Below are 18,189 nucleotides of genomic sequence, written 5' to 3' on the forward strand. Positions count from 1 at the left end.
AAGTTTGAGCGGCGCCTGCACTGGCTGGTTTTAGCATTTTGAAGATAAAAATACAGAAATATCGGCAAATATGTAACATAAAAACGCGATTGTGTTTATCGCGAACGAACAATTTTACATAAAATCGCGATTTTTGGTAGACATATGATTTTTTTTCTTGTATAATATGATTCGATTAAAAAGATTTATAAACCAAAACCGCAGGTATTCCCGCCGGAATGCTGATTGGTTATGTTTAGGGGGAGAATCATGGCGCTTATTGTAAAGAAATTCGGTGGCAGTTCTGTGGCTACCACGGAAAAAATCCTGAATGTTGCCAAGAGAGTCTTGGGCGAGAAACAGCCCGGTGACAAGATTGTCATGGTTGTATCGGCCATGGGCGATACGACGGATGACCTCATTGCCTTGGCTGAGGGCATCAACAAAAATCCGTACCAGTACACGCGTGAAATGGACATGTTGCTGACGACGGGCGAACAGCAGTCGATTGCACTGCTGTCGATGGCGTTCCAGACGCTCGGGCATCCAGCTGTTTCGCTGACCGGTCCGATGGCTGGCATGAAGACGAACTCGGTACACACCAAGGGGCGTATTGTGGACATTACGCCGGAGCGTGTCCATCAGGAACTCGACAAGGGCAATATCGTTGTCGTAGCTGGCTTCCAGGGCGCCGATGAATTCGGCAATCCAGTAACGCTGGGACGCGGCGGTTCCGATACCTCGGCTGTTGCACTGGCTGGTGCCTTGAAGGCTGATACCTGCGAAATCTACACCGATGTCGATGGTGTCTATTCGGCTGACCCGCGCATTGTCAAAGGGGCCCGCAAGATGAAGGAAATCACCTATCACGAAATGCTCGAGATGGCCCGCTTGGGTGCTGGCGTCATGCAGCCGCGTTCCGTTGAGATGGGTGAGTATTTCCATATTCCAATTCATGTACGTTCGACTTTTACGACTACGCCTGGCACAATCATTAGGGAGGATTATACGATGGAAGATAAAGATTTTGTTATCCGTGGCGTTGCCCACGACGAGAAGGTTGCGAAGATTGCGGTACTTGGTATCCCGAATACGCCGGGCATTGCCCATGAAATCTTCTCGGCTCTGGCCGATGCCAACATCGATGTCGACATGATTGTCCAGTCAATCCGCAATATCGAGAAAAACGTTACCGATATGGTATTCACGGTGGCTGCCAGCGACCTGGCTCAGGCCAAGAAGGTTGTCGATGGCGTTGCCGATAAGCTCAATGCCGTAGCAGTTCTCATCGAAGAAGATGTAGCCAAGGTTTCCATCGTCGGTGCCGGCATGCTCGGCAACCCGGGCACGGCTTCGCGCATGTTTGGCGCTCTGTCCAAAGTTGGTATCAACATCGACATCATCAGCACGTCGGAAATCAGCATTTCCTGTCTCGTTAAGGGCTCCCAGCTCAAAGAGGCAGTCAATGCTATTCACGATGAGTTTTTCCCGAATAAATAAGGCAAGGGAAACGAAAAAGCATGTGGGAGATAACCACATGCTTTTTTGCCGCCTCCTTTTGACAAGTCAAATTGACCAGTCAGCTTGACAAGTCAAATTGACCGGTCAACCGTGTATAATGTAAAAATATTGTATACATACACCTGTATCGGTAGACAGGACAGGTAAGAACAGTTATTATATTGTTTGTACGAATTATGTTGCTTATTGCGAAAACAAGGCAGCATTAGGATACGAAAGCTTTATGTTAAATGTTTGAAAGGGGATTTCCTATGACGACGAGTATGGCAGCTACCCATGCTGCAAGCAAGAGACTGAAAGATGCAATCTTTGGTGCCAGCGCAGCCTGCGCTGAGGCCGCTAAGAAATATGGTGCCGATAAAGTCACCAATGCCACGATGGGCGTCATGATGGATGATGAGGGAAAACTTGCGAGCATTCCGACGATGGAGCGCGTTTTCCGTTCCCTTTCGGTTGAAGATTATGTGCGCTATGCACCGATTCCGGGCCTGCCGGATTACCTCGACGCTGTCATTGACCTGACGTTTGCTGACCAGAAGCCGGAGGGCTATACGGCAGCTATCGCTACGGCTGGCGGCACGGGTGCTATCCATCACGCCGTTGCCAACTACGCCGAGCGCGGTGACAAAGTGCTGACGTCGGACTGGTTCTGGGGCACGTATAGCGTCATCTGCAACGAGTGCGGCTGCCAGCTCACGAACTACGCACTGTTTGATGAGAACAACAAATTCAACATCGCCGACTACACGGCTAAAGTCGACGAAATCATGAAGACCCAGGACAGCCTGCTCGTTATCATCAACACACCGGCTCACAATCCGACGGGCTTTAGCCTGACGGAAGAGGATTGGGACAAGGTCCTTGACCTCACGAAGAAATATGCCGCTCAGGGCAAGAAGATGAGCATCCTCGTCGATATCGCCTACATCGATTATGCTGGCGAGAAGAACGAGACGCGCAAGTTCATGAAGAAATTCGGCAATCTGCCGGCAAACATCTTCGTTATGTTCGCGTTCTCGATGTCGAAGGGCTACACGGCTTATGGCCAGCGCACGGGCGCACTCGTCGCTGTTTCCTCAAGCGAAGAAGTCATCACGGAGTTCAAGGAAATCAACAAGTACACGAGCCGTGCTACCTGGTCAAACATCAACCGTGGGGCAATGACTCTCTTAGCAAAGATTTCGGCGGACAAAGAGACGCTCGCGCAGTTCGAGAAAGAGCGTGACGCATTCTATCAGATGATTCAGGAACGCGGCATGCTGTTCATGAAGGAAGCCAAAGAGTGCGGCCTCAACGCCCTGCCGTATAAAGGCGGTTTCTTCCTGTCGGTTCCGGCCAAAGATCCGCAGGCAGTCTGCGACAAGCTGCATGATGACCTGATTTTTGCTGTACCGCTCAAGATGGGCGTCCGCATCGCCGCTTGCTCCGTATCGGCTGCCAAGATGAAGGGCATCGCTGCCAAAGTTCTTAAAGCGCTCAAGGCAGTAGAGGGCTGAGACCGCTTACCAGACAAGCTTTCTGCAACGAAATAAAATATTTTCGAAAAGGCCATTCCTTTAATATTATAGAAGGGAATGGCTTTTTTTCGGCGTGTGCGGGAAATTATTGGTTGAATGACAGGTCAAATGATGATATAGTTAAACTTGTGTATGTGATATTTCGTTCGGGGAGGACTCAGGACAGTATGTTTAAATTCAAAAAGAAAGACAGCGAGTTCTTTGACCTGTTTGTCGACAGCGCCAATTATTTTTATCAGGGCGCTTTGATGATGGACGAGGTTATGCTGGATTACAGCAAAGCGGTTGACAAGGTAAAGGAAATCAATGACTTGGAGCATGAAGCCGATAAGGTCAACGACAAGATTATTGATAAACTGAATCTGACGTTCATTACGCCAATTGACCGCGAGGACATCTATGCACTGGCAAATGGTCTCGACGATGGCGTGGATTACCTTCAGGGAACCCTGCAGCGCATTGTGATGTATAGAACCGGCAAGGCAATGAGCGGCGCTGTCAAGATGACGAAACTGCTCATCGAGGCGACGGAACAGACTATCCGGGCCTTCTCGCTGCTTAAAGACATCCGCAAGAATCAGGCGGCTATCCTGGATGCGACGCATAAAATTGCCCAGATTGAAAGTGAGGGTGACCGCGTTTACCGCCATGAGATCGCCTATCTCTTCGACAAAGAGAAAGATCCAATCGAGCTTATCAAATGGAAAGACATCCTGGAAAAGCTCGAGGATACGCTGGATCACTGTGAGAAACTATCTGACATGATCCGGGGAGTGGTAATGAAATATGCATGAAGTACAGATGCTTATGTTTACCGTCATTGGCCTTGCGCTGCTGTTTGATTTTATCAATGGCTTCCACGACACGGCCAATGCTATCGCGACGTCGGTATCGACGCGTGCGCTTCATCCGAGCCATGCGATTATCATGGCGGCGGTGCTCAACTTCCTCGGGGCCATGTACAGTACCGGTGTTGCTAAGACAATCGGTACCGACATCGTAAAATCGGCCCAGCATGTTGATGAACACATCATTGTGGCGGCCTTGGTCGGTGCGGTGCTCTGGAACATCATCACCTGGTATTTTGCCGTTCCCTCGAGTTCCTCGCATGCGCTGGTCGGCGGTATCATCGGTGCCGTCCTCGTATCGGTCGGAACCGATGGGCTGAACTTTTACGGTATTGGCAAGATTATCCTGTCGCTGATTGGTTCGCCAATTTTGGGTATCGTGTCCGGCTGTATCGTGATGACGCTGCTATTCCGGATATTTGGCCGGTTTAGTCCATCGTCCATCAATCACCGCTTCAAAAAGATGCAGGTGCTTTCAGCCGCTATGATGGCTTTCTCGCATGGTTCCAACGATGCGCAGAAGTCGATGGGTATCATCACGCTGGCACTGCTCTCGGGTGGCTACATCGATGTATTCGAAGTACCGACTTATGTAAAGGTTTTGGCGGCAACGGCCATGGCCTGCGGTACGGCAGTCGGCGGCTGGCGTATCATCAAGACGATTGGCGGTAAGATATTTAAGCTCGAGCCGATTTCGGGCTTTGCGGCTGACCTCAACTCGTCAACGGTCATCTTTACGGCAACGCTGCTGCACCTGCCGGTCAGCACGACGCATGTCGTATCGGGCTCCATCATGGGCGTTGGTACGGCTAAGCGCGTCAATGCAGTCCGCTGGGGCGTGGCACAGCAGATGGTAATGGCCTGGGTGCTCACGATTCCGTGCACGGCAGCCATGGGCGCACTTGCATACATGGCGGTTTGCGCGATTTTTAAATAATAGATATATTCGAGTCTTAGTGTTACAATAGGAGTAACACTAGGGCTTTTTTTATATCCAGTTGTATATGGATGGGAGGGAATAACATGGAAGTGACACCGGGACTCACCCTTAGAGAAATGGCAAAACGCGCACAGGCGGAGTTTTCCAGCAAAATTGTGGCCGCCGAGCTCGATGGCGAGGTTCACGATTTGCAAAACGACAGCAAAGGCGTGCGGGAGGTGACATTTATCCCGCTCAACAGCAAGACGGGCTGGCAGGTTTACCGGCGCAGTGTGCTGTTTTTGCTCATCACAGCTGTTCATGAGCTTTATCCTGAGGCCGAGGTCGTTACGCAGTTTACGGCCAATAAAGGACTGTTCTGTGAGATTCGCCAGCTGACCGGTCATTGGCGTGACATGGGGCAGGTGGAACAGATTGAGCAGAAAATGCGGGAAATCGTAGCGGAGAACCGTCCCATTCGCAAGGAAGTTTTAAGCCGTGAGGCGGCCGTTAAGCTTTTTGAGCAGTCGAAGCAATTCGAAAAGGCAGAGCTGATTGGGAATTTGCAGCGCTCCAAAGTAAGCCTTTATCGCTGTGGGGATTTCTATGATTATTTGTATGGCCCGATGCTTTATGGAACAGGGGATTTAGGACGCTTTGCGTTGGATTTTGAGCCGCCGGGAGTTCTCTTGCGCCTGCCCGATGAAGGAACGGATGGCAAAATCCGTGAGCGGGTGCCCCAGCCTAAACTCAGCCAGATTCTATACGAGTCCAAGAGCTGGGCAAAAATCCTGCACTGCAACTACGTGATGGACTTAAACCGGGCCAATCGCGAGGGGAATATCGGCGAGGTTATCCGCGTGTCGGAGGCCCTGCAGGAAAAGCGGATTGCCCAGATAGCTGACTACATCACCCAGCATCGCGAGGGAGCACGGCTCGTGCTCATAGCCGGGCCCTCGTCGTCGGGCAAGACGTCCTTTGCCCAGCGCCTGCGCATCCAATTGCGCGTAAACGGTATGGAGCCTGTGTCGATATCGCTTGATGACTATTTCCTGTCCCGCAAGGATACGCCGCGCAACGAACGCGGCGAATACGACTTTGAATGCCTCGAGGCGCTCGATACCGAGCTTTTTAACCGCGACATGGTCGATTTGCTCGCTGGCCGGGAGGTCAAGCTTCCGCGCTATAATTTCCTGACCGGAATGCGCGAATGGCCGCAGGTGCCGCCGTTAAAAGTCACGCCGGACCAGCCAATTATCATCGAGGGCATTCATGGTCTAAACGAAAAACTCAGCGAGGCCGTCCCGCGCGCGCAGAAATATAAAATCTATATCAGCGCGCTGACCCAGCTGAATATCGACTCCCATAACCGCGTGCCTACGACCGACGCACGTCTCCTGCGCCGCCTCGTGCGCGACTATCAGACGCGGGGTGCCCATGCGCTCAAGACCCTAAAACAGTGGCCTGACGTGCGGGCGGGGGAGGAGAAAAACATCTTCCCGTATCAGGAAGAGGCTGACGTAATGTTCAATTCAGCGCTTATCTATGAAATCGGCGTGCTAAAAAAATACGCCGAGCCGCTTTTAGAGACCATATCCCCTGTAGTCCCCGAATACGCCGAAGCCCGGCGTCTGCTCGACTTCTTCGCCTACTTCGATGACATCACCGCCGAAGACGAAATTCCGAACAATTCGCTGTTGCGAGAATTTATTGGGAAGTCGGTGTTCTTTAAGTAATGAGTTTTGTTTTGCTTGTTTAGCGATGAAGCTGAAATGGCTTCATCGCTTTTTTCATAGATTGATTCTGGTGATTGCCATAATTACCGCTACTTTAAAAAATGTGATATAATATCTGTAGAACTTATTAATTCTGTGATATATTACCTAAAATATCCTTGAAAAATGTGATATAAGAGACGGATTTATGGAGATTTTTGTGATGAATAGATTAAAACGTAAGATAGATGACCGGTTGGTACGATGGTCGAAAGACCTTGACCGGTTGCCGCTGATTATCAAGGGAGCGCGTCAGATTGGCAAGACGGAAGCCATCAAAAACTTCGCTGCGCAGAACTATGAGAACGTAATTGAGATAAATTTTGTCCTGCAGAAGGAGTATCGGACTATCTTTGAGGATGGTTACGAGGTTGATACGATTCTCCAGAATATTACATTCCTGAATCCATCCTTGCGCGTAGAACCAGGTAAAACGCTTGTATTTTTTGATGAGCTGCAGGCTTGCCCTGCATGCGCTACGAGTCTCAAATCCTTTAAGCTGGATGGAAGATACGATGTCGTTTGTTCGGGTTCGCTCATGGGAATCAGCTATCAGGAGATTGAATCCAATAGCGTAGGCTATAAAGAAGATATTACGATGTATCCGTTGGATTTTGAGGAATATTTATGGGCGAAAGGTTATAAAGCGGAACAGATTGACACTTTCTATCAGCATATGGTTGAGCTGAAACCGCTGTCTAGTGCAGCGTTGTCAGCTTTGCGTGAGGCGTTCCGGGAATATCTGGTTCTTGGGGGAATGCCGGCGGTAGTTTGGTCCTTTATACAGAAAGGAAACTACAGTGGTACGCTGAATCTCCAGAAACAGTTGTTGCTGGATTATGAAGAAGATATCACGAAGTATGCGCAGGGCCTTGATCAGACGAAAATATTGAATGTCTATCGGAAGATACCGGTATTTCTAGGGAAAGACAATAAAAAATTTCAAATTTCCAAAGTATCTCATGGTGCACGCAGCCGGGAATACGTGGGGGTAACCGATTGGCTGGCCAATGCGGGCATTGTAAATATTTGCTATTGCCTCGATCATCCGGAATTGCCGCTGAGGGGAAATTATGATCCGGATAATTATCGGATTTACTACGGAGACACAGGACTGCTGATTGCGTCGCTGGATGATGAGGCACAGGAAGATCTCCGCCAGAATAAGAATTTTGGTGTCTATAAAGGTGCACTATTTGAGAATGTGGTGGCGCAGATGCTCGCAGCGCAAGGTTATGGTCTGTACTTTTTCCGCAATCGGACAGCAACGCTAGAGATGGACTTCTTTATTCGCGATGCCGATTCGCTGATCCCCGTCGAAGTTAAGGCCAAGAATGGTGCAACCAAATCGTTAAATGCTCTGATTACCCAAGAAGACTATCCAGATATCCGGCGAGGAATCAAGCTGGGGGATACGAATATTGGCAGTAATGAACGATTTGTAACGTTCCCGTATGCGCTTACCTTCTTATTGAGGCGCTGGATTATGCAGCAAATAAAAGATAAGAATTAAAAGGGGAACATGACAGTTTATCAAATCAAAAAGAATTGTAAAATACTTTGAGGATAATCGCTGATGCGATTATCCTCAATTTTATTTTGGAAAAGTGGATGCTTTTCGGTTGCGTTTTATCACTATTTAACGTATTTTGGGTTCAAAATAACGGTAAATGAGAACTATGAAATAAAGAGAAATATTAAAATGAAAGAAAAAGGGGGGATGTTGATGTCATTCGAGCAGGAAATCACATTGCAATATTATAATAATAATGCGCAAAAATTTGTTCAAGATACACAGAAAATTAATTTCCGGCAATTGCAACAAGAATTTTTGTCATATATTCCCCTAGGCGGCAATATTTTAGATTTTGGTTGTGGAGCTGGGCGTGATAGTAAGTATTTTTTGTCCAAGGGATATAAGATTCAGGCTTTGGATGGAGCAGAAAAGATGGCGTTGTTAGCAGAACAATATATTAAACAAGCAGTATTATGTCAGTCGTTTTTAGATTTTTATGAAACAGATGCGTATAATGGTATATGGGCATGTGCTTCGTTATTACATTTACCTTGGTATGATTTACGGGATGTCTTGCACAATTTGGCTAATAGTTTGCATAATGAAGGAATATTTTATGCTTCATTCAAGTACGGAGTTTATGATGGCATGCGTAATGGTCGCTATTTTACGGATATGACAGAAGAACGCTGGCAGAAGTTGATGCGAGATAATGACGCTTTGAAAGTCTTAAAGCTGTGGATAACGACAGATGTACGGAAAGAAAGGTCGGATGATCGGTGGCTGAATATATTGTGCAAAAAACAGTAAAGAACACCGTGGGAAATATTTCTACGGTGTTTACTGGGGATTCTAAGCGACAACTCTTTCCAGCTTTAGAAAAATTGATCGCTAAGGCAAAGGGTGTCGAGATTATGGTGGCGTATACGAGAGAGTCTGGTGTGCGGTTGCTTTTACCTGCGTTGAAAGTGGCAGTGGAGAAAGGTGTTCCTGTAACCTTGCTGACCGGTACGGATTTTAATCTTACAGAACCACAAGCGCTTTATTTGTTGCGCAGTTATCTAGGAAATAAGGTAGAACTGCGCTTTTTTAAGGGGGCGGATAAGAGTTTTCATCCTAAGGCATATTTTTTTCATATGAATACCCATAGTGCGCTTATTATTGGTTCTTCGAATTTATCTGCTAGTGGTTTGGGAGAATCAGTGGAGTGGAACTATTGTTTAAATAGTCGAGACAATCCTCAAGAGTATGATGCGTTTTACCAAACGTTCCAAGATATTTATCATAGACAATCAATATTAGTAGATGATAAAGTGTTGCACCAGTATGCCAGGATATGGCGCAAACCACAGCATTTTTATGCGGTAGATGATGTGAATAATACAGGTAACTATCGGCCCCGTGGTGCGCAGATTGAAGCATTGTATTATCTGCAAAAAACAAGGGAAGAGGGGGCAGATAAAGCTCTTATTCATGCTGCTACCGGTATTGGGAAGACTTATCTGGCAGCATTTGATTCTAAGTCATATACGAAGGTGCTTTTCGTTGCGCATCGGGAGGAAATATTAAAGCAGGCTGCTTTAGCTTTTCGAAATGTGCGTGGTAATGATGATTATGGTTTTTTTACGGGGAAGGTCAAGCAACAGAATAAAAGTTTGGTCTTTGCCTCGGTGGAAACGTTGGGACAGATGAAATATCTTCGAGAAGGGTATTTTTCTGCGCGTCATTTTGATTATATTGTAGTCGATGAATTTCATCATGCTGTGAGTAAACTATATCAGAATATATTAGAATATTTTCAGCCTAAGTTTTTGTTGGGGTTAACAGCAACAACAGAACGAATGGATGGCCGCAGTATATATGCGTTGTGCGACTATAATGTTCCCTATGAACTATCTTTGTTTACAGCTATAGCTCGGGGAATGCTAGTGCCGTTTCGATATTATGGAATTTTTGATGACACAGATTATAAAGCCTTGAGGCCTGTATCGGGTAGTTATGCTGCTAGTGATTTGAATTGCATATATTTGGAGAATATCCAACGCATGAAGAATATCTTGAAACATTACAAAAAATATCATTCGCAGCGAGCTTTAGGCTTTTGCGCTAGTTGTGAGCATGCAGAAGCTATGACTAAATTTTTTGTTAAAGCTGGAATTAGGGCAGCTGCAGTTTATAGCAATGCCGAAGGGGATTTCACGGAAGAGCGTGCTGGTGCAATAGAACGGTTAAATGTCGGGGAGTTGCAGGTAGTCTTTGCGGTGGATATGTTTAATGAGGGGGTGGATATTCCTGCATTAGATATGGTCATGTTTTTGCGTCCTACCGAATCGCCAACAGTATTCATGCAGCAATTAGGGCGTGGCTTGCGACTTTTCCCTGACAAGAAGTACTTGACAGTACTAGATTTCATTGGAAACTATCATAATGCGGGGGCGATAAGGGGGTTGCTTTGCCAGGAGAAGGGAGAAAAAAATGGTGAAACGGTTATAACACCATTACCTGATACCTGCTATGTTGATTTTGATTTGCGTCTGTTGGATCTTTTTGAACAGCTGGAAAAAGGACGCCAATCACTGAGGTCGGTAATCAAGGAGGAGTTTTTGCGGATAGAAAGGTTATTGAAGAAGCGACCGAATCGGGTTGAGTTATTTGAGTATATGAGCGCTTCAATCTATGAGCAATGCTTGAAGCATCCGCAGGAAAGTCCGTTTAAGCATTATTGGCTTTATCTGGAAGAGCTAGGCGAACTTTTGCCTGTAGAACATGAACTTCAAGGAACGTTGGTGGAGCAATTTTTGCAGGAAATAACCAATACGCCTATGACGAAAGTTTATAAGATGCCGGTGCTGTTGGCTTTACAAGGGGAAAAAGAATTAAAGTCGAAAATTTCTTATACAGATATACTGCGGGTATGGAAGGATTTCTTTGCTCGTGATCGTAATTGGCGAGATCTATCAAGAGTGGAAAGCTTTCAAGAGTATAAAAAATTATCAGAAAAATGGCACCTAGATAAAATAAAGAAAATGCCGATACCGCATTTACAAAGCGAATTCATGTATAGCGAGGGAGAGTGGGCATTAGTCTTTTGTGCAGAAATGGAACCTTATTTGAAAAATCCTGTGGTACAAGCTGAATTTGAGGATATTGTAAATTATCGAGCTTTAGACTACTATCGGCGTCGGTACTTGGCTGAGAAAGACTAAAAAGCATCATGCTGGTTGACAAAAATGTCAGCAGCATGATGCTTTTTTAGTCTTTTTTTGATAAGGCTACAATGGCATCGATAATATCTTTTGATTTCTCATCTAAATGTGGATATTCTGCAATTAGAGAATCCAAACGTCTGTCATTAGAGGTTTCTTGGATGTTTGAGATATGTATATGACCTGTGTTCATCGCTTTCGAGGTGGTAGTATAGGTGTTAGATACGAAGAAGGTAATGTCAGTTGCAAGGGCTGTTGCTAGCTGTTGTAGATCTTCGGCAGCAATGCCTGTGGTATATCCACGTTCCCAATTGGAAATAACCTGGGAAGATTTGTGGACGCGTTGCCCTAGCTCTGTTTGAGTCAACCCCAACTCCTTGCGCCGTGCTTTGATTTTGCTACCAATGAACATGTTTTTTATCACCTCTGGAAATATTATAGCGGAAAAGTGCACGTAGTTGATACAACTAACCAACAATGAGGATACAAGGGAATCTTTGGTTGAGAAGTAACGAAGTTCGTTATATAATAAGATTGTAAGATTACAGTTGCGGTAATCCTTGAATAATGCAAAGAAGCCGTCATCGTAAGGATAGACGGCTATATTTATAACCATGGAATAACGCAATCCGTTAGCTGAGAGGGATTCTAAATACATGTGGTGCAAAAATTGTAAGATTGAGACTTTAGACAAAAAATGCCCGGTTTGTGGTAGTACGACAATCGAGGATATTCCAACAGAAATTTATTATTGTAGGCATTGTCAAACACCGGTTATAAAATATGTCAATGATTCCCAAAAGGAAGATTGTCCGCTATGTCATAAAAAGTTGAAATATATGGCGACGGATTTACGTCCAGTATTTCCCGAGGAACGGCGATTGTTGGAGCTGTTGTTGAAAAAAGATATATATAGTCTACAGACGTCAGCAATATGGGCTAACAAAAACCGTTACTATATAGATGGAAAGAGTACTGTTATATCTCGTGAGATATATGCGGCGACAAATACCAAAGAGATACGAATAGCTTTACAGGAAAGCGATATAGGAAAATATAGAGAGGCTTTTCAGTGTCAAATGGATTTGTTTGTGGAGGCTAATCGTGAGCATTTGTTTTCTATTATCGAAGAAGCCCATGAGTTTATTCGAAAGGAAGCTAGTAGATATCCGCAAGAAAATATAGTGCTATCTTTTTCAGGGGGGAAGGATTCTACCGTGGTAGCCGATATCGTAACTAAGGCGTTAAGTAACCCTAGCTTAGTACATATATTTGGAAATACCACGCTGGAATTTCCTATGACCTTGGATTATGCGAAAAGGTTTAGGGAGGAGCATCCCCAGGCAATATTTCAAATAGCTGAGAATAGAGAACAGAATTTTATGGATATGTGTGCGGAGATTGGACCGCCGGCACGAATGATGCGCTGGTGCTGTTCTATGTTCAAAACAGGTCCTATCACCCGCATTATCAGCAATCTGTATCGCAATCAGCAGATTTTGACATTTTACGGAATTCGCAAGTATGAGTCGGTAAGCCGCAGTAAGTACAATCGGGTAGAGCAGAATACTGAATCCGTGAAAATCCAGCAGCAGACAGTGGCCGCCCCTATTTTTAACTGGAAAGACATCGATGTCTGGTTGTATATCCTGTCGGAAAAGATTGATTTTAACGATGCATATCGCTTGGGATATGACCGTGTAGGCTGCTATTGCTGCCCTAACAACAATAGCAGGGCACAGTTTTTGTCTAGCATCTATATGCCAGATAAGTCAACGGAGTGGAGAGACTTTTTGATTGATTTTGCCAAGAAAATAGGAAAAGCCGATGCAGAAGTATATGTGGATACCGGCAAATGGAAGGCTCGTCAAGGCGGAAATGGGTTGGCGGCAGCCAAAACAGTGAAATTGCAGTTTACCAACTGTACAGCGGAGGAATATTCTAAAATTTATAAGCTGTTCCGTCCTTATGATGATGAGTTGATCAATATGTTCACACCTTTTGGCAAGGTAGCTAGGGATTTAGGGCAGAAACTGTTGCAGGAAACCATTATCTTGGATGTTAAGAGCAATGTTCCTATACTATCATTGCAGCCATTTGTTCAGGATGGCTACGAATATGCTGTCAAGGTAAAGACGTTGAATGTGAAAGACCATGAAGAGCTGCAGCGATTGGTAGGGTATCAGATCCGGAAATTTAATGCTTGTCGTCGTTGCTTGAAATGTGAATCGCTTTGTCGTACAGGAGCGATTTCCATCATTGGAAATTCCTATTATATTGATCCAGACAAATGCGTTCATTGCTATAAGTGCATGAATGCTAAATATTTGGCTGGCGGCTGTATGATGGATAAATACCTGCGTACAAAATGAATACATTAGTTAAGAGGGAGAAATAGATAATGAAATTTCGGGGCCATGAGACATTCTTTATCCGTAAGGGATGGCTAACTAAGGGCATGAAATATGTAAAAAAGAATGCAGCTGTGTTTGTCAGTAAAGAAGAAAAGCCAATGGACGTTTTGGGAATCGGTTCAAATATGGTAAAGTCCCTGCGATATTGGATGCAGATTGCTGGTATTACAGAGGAGAGAAAATCAGGCAAAAGAGTACAGTTCTTCACTGAAATTGGAGAGCTCATCTATAAATATGACCGTTATATTGAAGAACAAGGAACGCTGGCACTTTTACAATATAAATTGGCGAATAATAAAGATGAAGCAACAGCATGGTATTACTTTTTTAATCATTTTAAAGTACAGGAGTTTACTAAGGATGATTTTATTAATAATATAAAGACCTGGTTGGTTATGGAAGATGAAAGTGTCACAGTGGCAGAGCGTTCCTTGCAGGATGACTTTAACTGTATTGTCAACACGTATTTGCCACGATATAAGATAAGTTCTAAATATATATCACCTGAAAATAATATAGCTTGTCCCTTGGGGGAGTTAGGCTTGATTGATTACGTAAATCGAGAGAATAAGATTTATCGTAAGAATATTGTAGCAGCTGATCAGATACCGCCACAAATTGCTTGGGCTTTGATTTTATCTAAGCATGAGGGGCAGACGGAAATTAGTTTGGATAAGCTTTTAAATGAAGACGGTAGCATTGGACGGGCCTTTAATATGGATATCGTTACTTTGCTGATGATTTTGCGTAGAATCGAAAAAATGGGAAGTCTGAAGATTGTACGGACTGCAGGTCTTGATGTGGTAAGAGTGCTTAGAGCGGAAACAGCCATAGAAAACATCGAGGCGTACTATAAGGAAATTTGGGAAGAGCAAAAGGTGGATGGATAAATGATAAAAATTGCATCGGGATTTCAATATTCAGTAAATTTGGGGTATGACTTAAACCATGATGAGAAGATAGAAAATTTCATCCCTACTAATTCTGCTTTAGACTTCATGGAAGATGTATTAAGATCCACGGAGATATCTTCTACGGAAAGAGCCAGAGTGCTTATTGGCGCTTATGGTAGGGGAAAATCTCATATGGTGCTGACTACGCTGTCGTTGCTCCTAAAAAAAGATAGAGCAAAATTTCGACATTTGTTGCCAAAACTACAAGAACGAGTGGAATTGGCTCAAGAAATTGAACGATATTATAACTCTATGGATAAATTGTTGCCTGTGATTATTTCTGGCAGCAGCACAAGTATTCCACAGGCTTTTTTGACAGCTTTGGAGCATACTTTGCGGGATGAAAATATGTTGAATATCATGCCGGATACCAACTATCAAGCGGCTATTCGCTGTGTGCATAAATGGAAAAATGAATTTCCTGAAACCTATAAGAATTTTATCGCTATGATTACCGGAACAGTAGCGGATTTTCTGAATCGGTTAGAAAGCTATGATATATTAGCATATCAGGAATTTGAAAAACTGTATCCACAACTTACTGCAGGCAGTGTGTTTAATCCCTTTATTGGCTTTGATGTGGTAGAACTATATGAGAGTGTATTAGACTGTCTTAAGGATAAAGGTTATACAGGAATTTATGTGGTATATGATGAGTTTAGTAAATTTCTCGAAGCAAATATTCAAGGGGCATCTGTCAGTGATACAAAGCTTTTACAGGATTTCGCTGAAAAATGCAATCGCAGTGGAGCGAAACAGTTGCATTTGCTGTTGATTTCTCATAAAGAAATTGCAAACTATATCGATAAGCTGCCAAAGCAGAAAACAGATGGTTGGCGTGGTGTTTCCGAGCGTTTTAAACATATCCATTTAAGTGATGACTACGAACAGACATATGGCATAATTGGTACGGCTATACAGAAAGATGAAGATAAATGGCAGAAATTTCAGCAAGAATATGCAGGTAAATTTAACGAATTGGAAATGCTGTATGATCAGCATGATATACTAAAGGAATTCTCAGCAAAAGAAAAGCTTGAATTTATATTGTCATGTTATCCTTTGCATCCTGTTACTACCTTTATCTTGCCACGATTAGCGGAAAAGATTGCGCAAAATGAACGTACACTGTTTACTTTTCTGTCAGCAGATAGTCGTTTTACATTGGTAGATTTTTTGCGCCAGAATACTAGCGGATTCCGTTTGCTAACTCCGGATTATGTTTTTGACTATTTTATGCCGTTGTTAGAGAAGGAAGTCTATGCTGATGAAATACACAAAACCTACATCTTGGCAAAAAATATCCTAAGCAAAGTAGCCGGCGATTCCCTGCAAGAAAAAATCATTAAAATTCTTGCATTGATATACATGGTCGAGCAGTTTGAGTTGTTACAGCCAATACAAGAAGAAATAGAGCGAATTTTGCAGCAGGAGTATTCTGCGGCCGAGATTGATAAAGCGCTAAGATCTTTGATTGCCAAAGAATATGTTATTTATCTCAAGCGTAGCAATGGCTATCTTTGTCTAAAACAATCATCAGGTGTTGATATCTATCAAAAAATAGCGGATTACACGGCAGCTAATGCCAATTATGATATAAAAAATATCTTGAATACAATGAACTTTGATCGCTATATGTATCCGGCAAGATATAACGATGAACGAGAGATAACCCGGTTCTTTGCTTTTGAATTTATACATGCCAGTGAAGTAGATATAAATGTTGATTGGGAAATCAAGAGTGAAACAATCATGGCGGATGGTGTTATTTATGCTATATTAGTGGATTCTGAAGAAGAATTAACTGCTATGCATGAAATACTGCCTGAGATTACTGCGAAATATAATCGTTTTATTTTTGTTTTGCCTAAGCAACATGTAGATATCAAAGAAAAGCTATTAGAACTCCATGCAGTAGATGGATTAAGAGAAGATGCTATAGGGGATGCTGTATTGTACGGCGAATATGATTTAGTTTATAGCGATCTTTATGATGTACTGCGTACTTTTGTTCAATCCTATACGAGGCCAGAGAGTGGAAAGGCTGTTTACTATTATAAGGGAGAAATAGAGAGAATTCATCGTCGTTCACAATTGTCTCGGCTTTTATCTAATATATGCAATAATATTTATCGGTTTACTCCGGTTATTAATAATGAAGTTATCAATAAAAATGAATTGACAACTACAGCAATCAATAGCTGTTATAAAGTCCTAGCTGCTATCCTGCGTACAGAGGTTGAACCGGAATTAGGATTGACTGGTACAGGACAGGATGTATCTATTATGCGTAGTACACTTATGCAGACAAAAATATTGACAGCAGATGATGATGGCTGGTTATTTAATCGTGATACAGGCGATAAATGCATGGACATGGTGCTGGAAACGATATATCACTTTATGGAAGAGCCGGCAGCAAATAGCAAAAGACGTAGTTTTGCAGAACTCTATCAGATCTTGACAGCACCTCAGGGACCTTTTGGTCTTAGACGTGGCATCATTCCGATATACGTGGCAGTGGCTTTGCATAGTCATAAGAAAAATGTTCTTATCTATGACCAAGGGGAACCAGTCAATATTACGGCCGATGTATTGCAACAAATAAATGCCCAGCCGGAAAAGTTCTTTTTAGAGAAAATTAACTGGTCAAGTAATAAAGAAGACTATATCAAAGAATTGGATATCATTTTTGCTGATCATATCACGAAAGCTGAAAGCAAAAGGGATATATTTGAGCATGTGGCTAGAGGTATGTTCAAGTGGTATGTATCTTTGTCAAAATACAGCAGAGATATGCGACGGCTGCCTGATGGCGCTAAGGTATCAGCGGAAATAATGGCTTTTCGCAAGGTAGTAAAAGATAATTGCAATGCCAACGAATTACTTTTTGACAAGTTGCCTAAGATCTTTGGTTTTGAAATAGAAGAGGTGACAGAGCTGTGTCAAGCAATAAGGCGGAGTAAGGAATTTTTTGATCAGTCTATGACTGATTTAGAATTGGCTGCAGCCAAAGAATTACGGCGGGTTTTTCAACAGGATCAGCCTGAACGTGCTTCGCTGGTCTCCATTATGCTGGATTACTGTGATAATTTGCCGCAAGCTGTATTTGAGAAAATATTTCCAGATGGCACAGGGAGATTTTTAGAAATTTGTCGTATTGAACATAATAATGATAAAGAATTGCTTACGGACATTGTGCGAGAGGCCACAGGCCTACGGTTGAATGACTGGAGCGATGAAACTTTTGACATTTTTAAGTCGAGAATTAAAGGATATAAGAAAACAGTTGCGGATTTTTCTGTGACGAGTAAAGATGAGGCGATTTCTCTTAATGAGGGTTTTGCGGGTTATGAGTTTATGTTTTTGAACGCTCAAGGGAAAGCTGCGAAGAAAAGATTTGCTAAAGTTGATTATTCGCCACGGGCTAAACTATTGCGTAATAGTTTGCTTTCTAGTATTGATGCCATGGGGCAGTCGATTTCGGAAGAGGAAAAACGGCAGGTGTTAGCTGAAATTCTGCAGGAGTATTGTTAAGGAG

Annotated in this window: 12 protein-coding genes; 11 read left to right on the forward strand and 1 reads right to left on the reverse strand. The window is 43.6% G+C overall.

The window, feature by feature from the left end; translation table 11 throughout:
• The first annotated feature begins 249 nt into the window (after positions 1–249).
• From FZ040_RS00955 to FZ040_RS00990, 8 genes are all read left to right on the forward strand, one after another.
• Positions 250–1,479, forward strand: a complete 1,230-nt coding sequence (locus tag FZ040_RS00955) for an aspartate kinase (protein WP_149170279.1) — start codon at positions 250–252, stop codon at positions 1,477–1,479.
• Positions 1,480–1,751: 272 nt separating this feature from the next.
• Positions 1,752–2,996, forward strand: coding sequence for an aminotransferase class I/II-fold pyridoxal phosphate-dependent enzyme (locus tag FZ040_RS00960; protein ID WP_149170280.1), 1,245 nt, complete (start codon positions 1,752–1,754; stop codon positions 2,994–2,996).
• A gap of 188 nt (positions 2,997–3,184) precedes the next feature.
• Positions 3,185–3,811, forward strand: a complete 627-nt coding sequence (locus tag FZ040_RS00965) for a DUF47 domain-containing protein (RefSeq protein ID WP_149170281.1) — start codon at positions 3,185–3,187, stop codon at positions 3,809–3,811.
• Positions 3,804–4,802 carry an inorganic phosphate transporter gene (locus tag FZ040_RS00970; RefSeq protein WP_149170282.1) on the forward strand — a complete coding sequence of 333 codons (999 nt, stop codon included), beginning with the start codon at positions 3,804–3,806 and terminating at the stop codon, positions 4,800–4,802. Before FZ040_RS00965 ends, FZ040_RS00970 begins: the two co-directional genes overlap by 8 nt.
• 86 nt (positions 4,803–4,888) lie before the next feature.
• Complete coding sequence (locus FZ040_RS00975; protein ID WP_149170283.1) at positions 4,889–6,520, forward strand: nucleoside kinase; 1,632 nt, start codon at positions 4,889–4,891, stop codon at positions 6,518–6,520.
• A gap of 202 nt (positions 6,521–6,722) precedes the next feature.
• Entirely contained in the window at positions 6,723–8,072 is a 1,350-nt protein-coding gene (locus FZ040_RS00980; RefSeq protein ID WP_187620191.1) for an ATP-binding protein, read from the forward strand.
• 189 nt (positions 8,073–8,261) lie between these two features.
• Positions 8,262–8,885: a class I SAM-dependent methyltransferase gene (locus tag FZ040_RS00985; RefSeq protein WP_255448689.1), complete on the forward strand. Its 624-nt coding sequence runs from the start codon at positions 8,262–8,264 to the stop codon at positions 8,883–8,885.
• Complete coding sequence (locus FZ040_RS00990) at positions 8,855–11,281, forward strand: DEAD/DEAH box helicase family protein (RefSeq protein ID WP_222930925.1); 2,427 nt, start codon at positions 8,855–8,857, stop codon at positions 11,279–11,281. Before FZ040_RS00985 ends, FZ040_RS00990 begins: the two co-directional genes overlap by 31 nt.
• A 46-nt stretch (positions 11,282–11,327) precedes the next feature.
• Here FZ040_RS00990 and FZ040_RS13900 read toward each other — a convergent pair whose 3' ends face one another.
• The gene (locus FZ040_RS13900) at positions 11,328–11,693 is read right to left on the reverse strand and encodes a helix-turn-helix domain-containing protein (RefSeq protein WP_187620192.1); all 366 of its coding nucleotides are present in this window, start codon (positions 11,691–11,693) and stop codon (positions 11,328–11,330) included.
• Positions 11,694–11,937: 244 nt separating this feature from the next.
• Here FZ040_RS13900 and FZ040_RS01000 point away from each other — a divergent pair, with 244 nt between their 5' ends.
• From FZ040_RS01000 to FZ040_RS01010, 3 genes are read left to right on the forward strand one after another with little or no spacing between them, the layout of a single operon-like run.
• The gene (locus FZ040_RS01000) at positions 11,938–13,653 is read left to right on the forward strand and encodes a phosphoadenosine phosphosulfate reductase domain-containing protein (protein WP_149170286.1); all 1,716 of its coding nucleotides are present in this window, start codon (positions 11,938–11,940) and stop codon (positions 13,651–13,653) included.
• Positions 13,654–13,682: 29 nt separating this feature from the next.
• Positions 13,683–14,585 carry a DUF4007 family protein gene (locus FZ040_RS01005; RefSeq protein ID WP_149170287.1) on the forward strand — a complete coding sequence of 301 codons (903 nt, stop codon included), beginning with the start codon at positions 13,683–13,685 and terminating at the stop codon, positions 14,583–14,585.
• Positions 14,586–18,185, forward strand: coding sequence for a DUF6079 family protein (locus FZ040_RS01010; protein ID WP_149170288.1), 3,600 nt, complete (start codon positions 14,586–14,588; stop codon positions 18,183–18,185).
• Positions 18,186–18,189 lie beyond the last annotated feature (4 nt).

This window comes from Pseudoselenomonas ruminis (assembly GCF_008271295.1).
GTDB classification, from domain to species: Bacteria; Bacillota; Negativicutes; order Selenomonadales; family Selenomonadaceae; genus Selenomonas_A; species Selenomonas_A ruminis.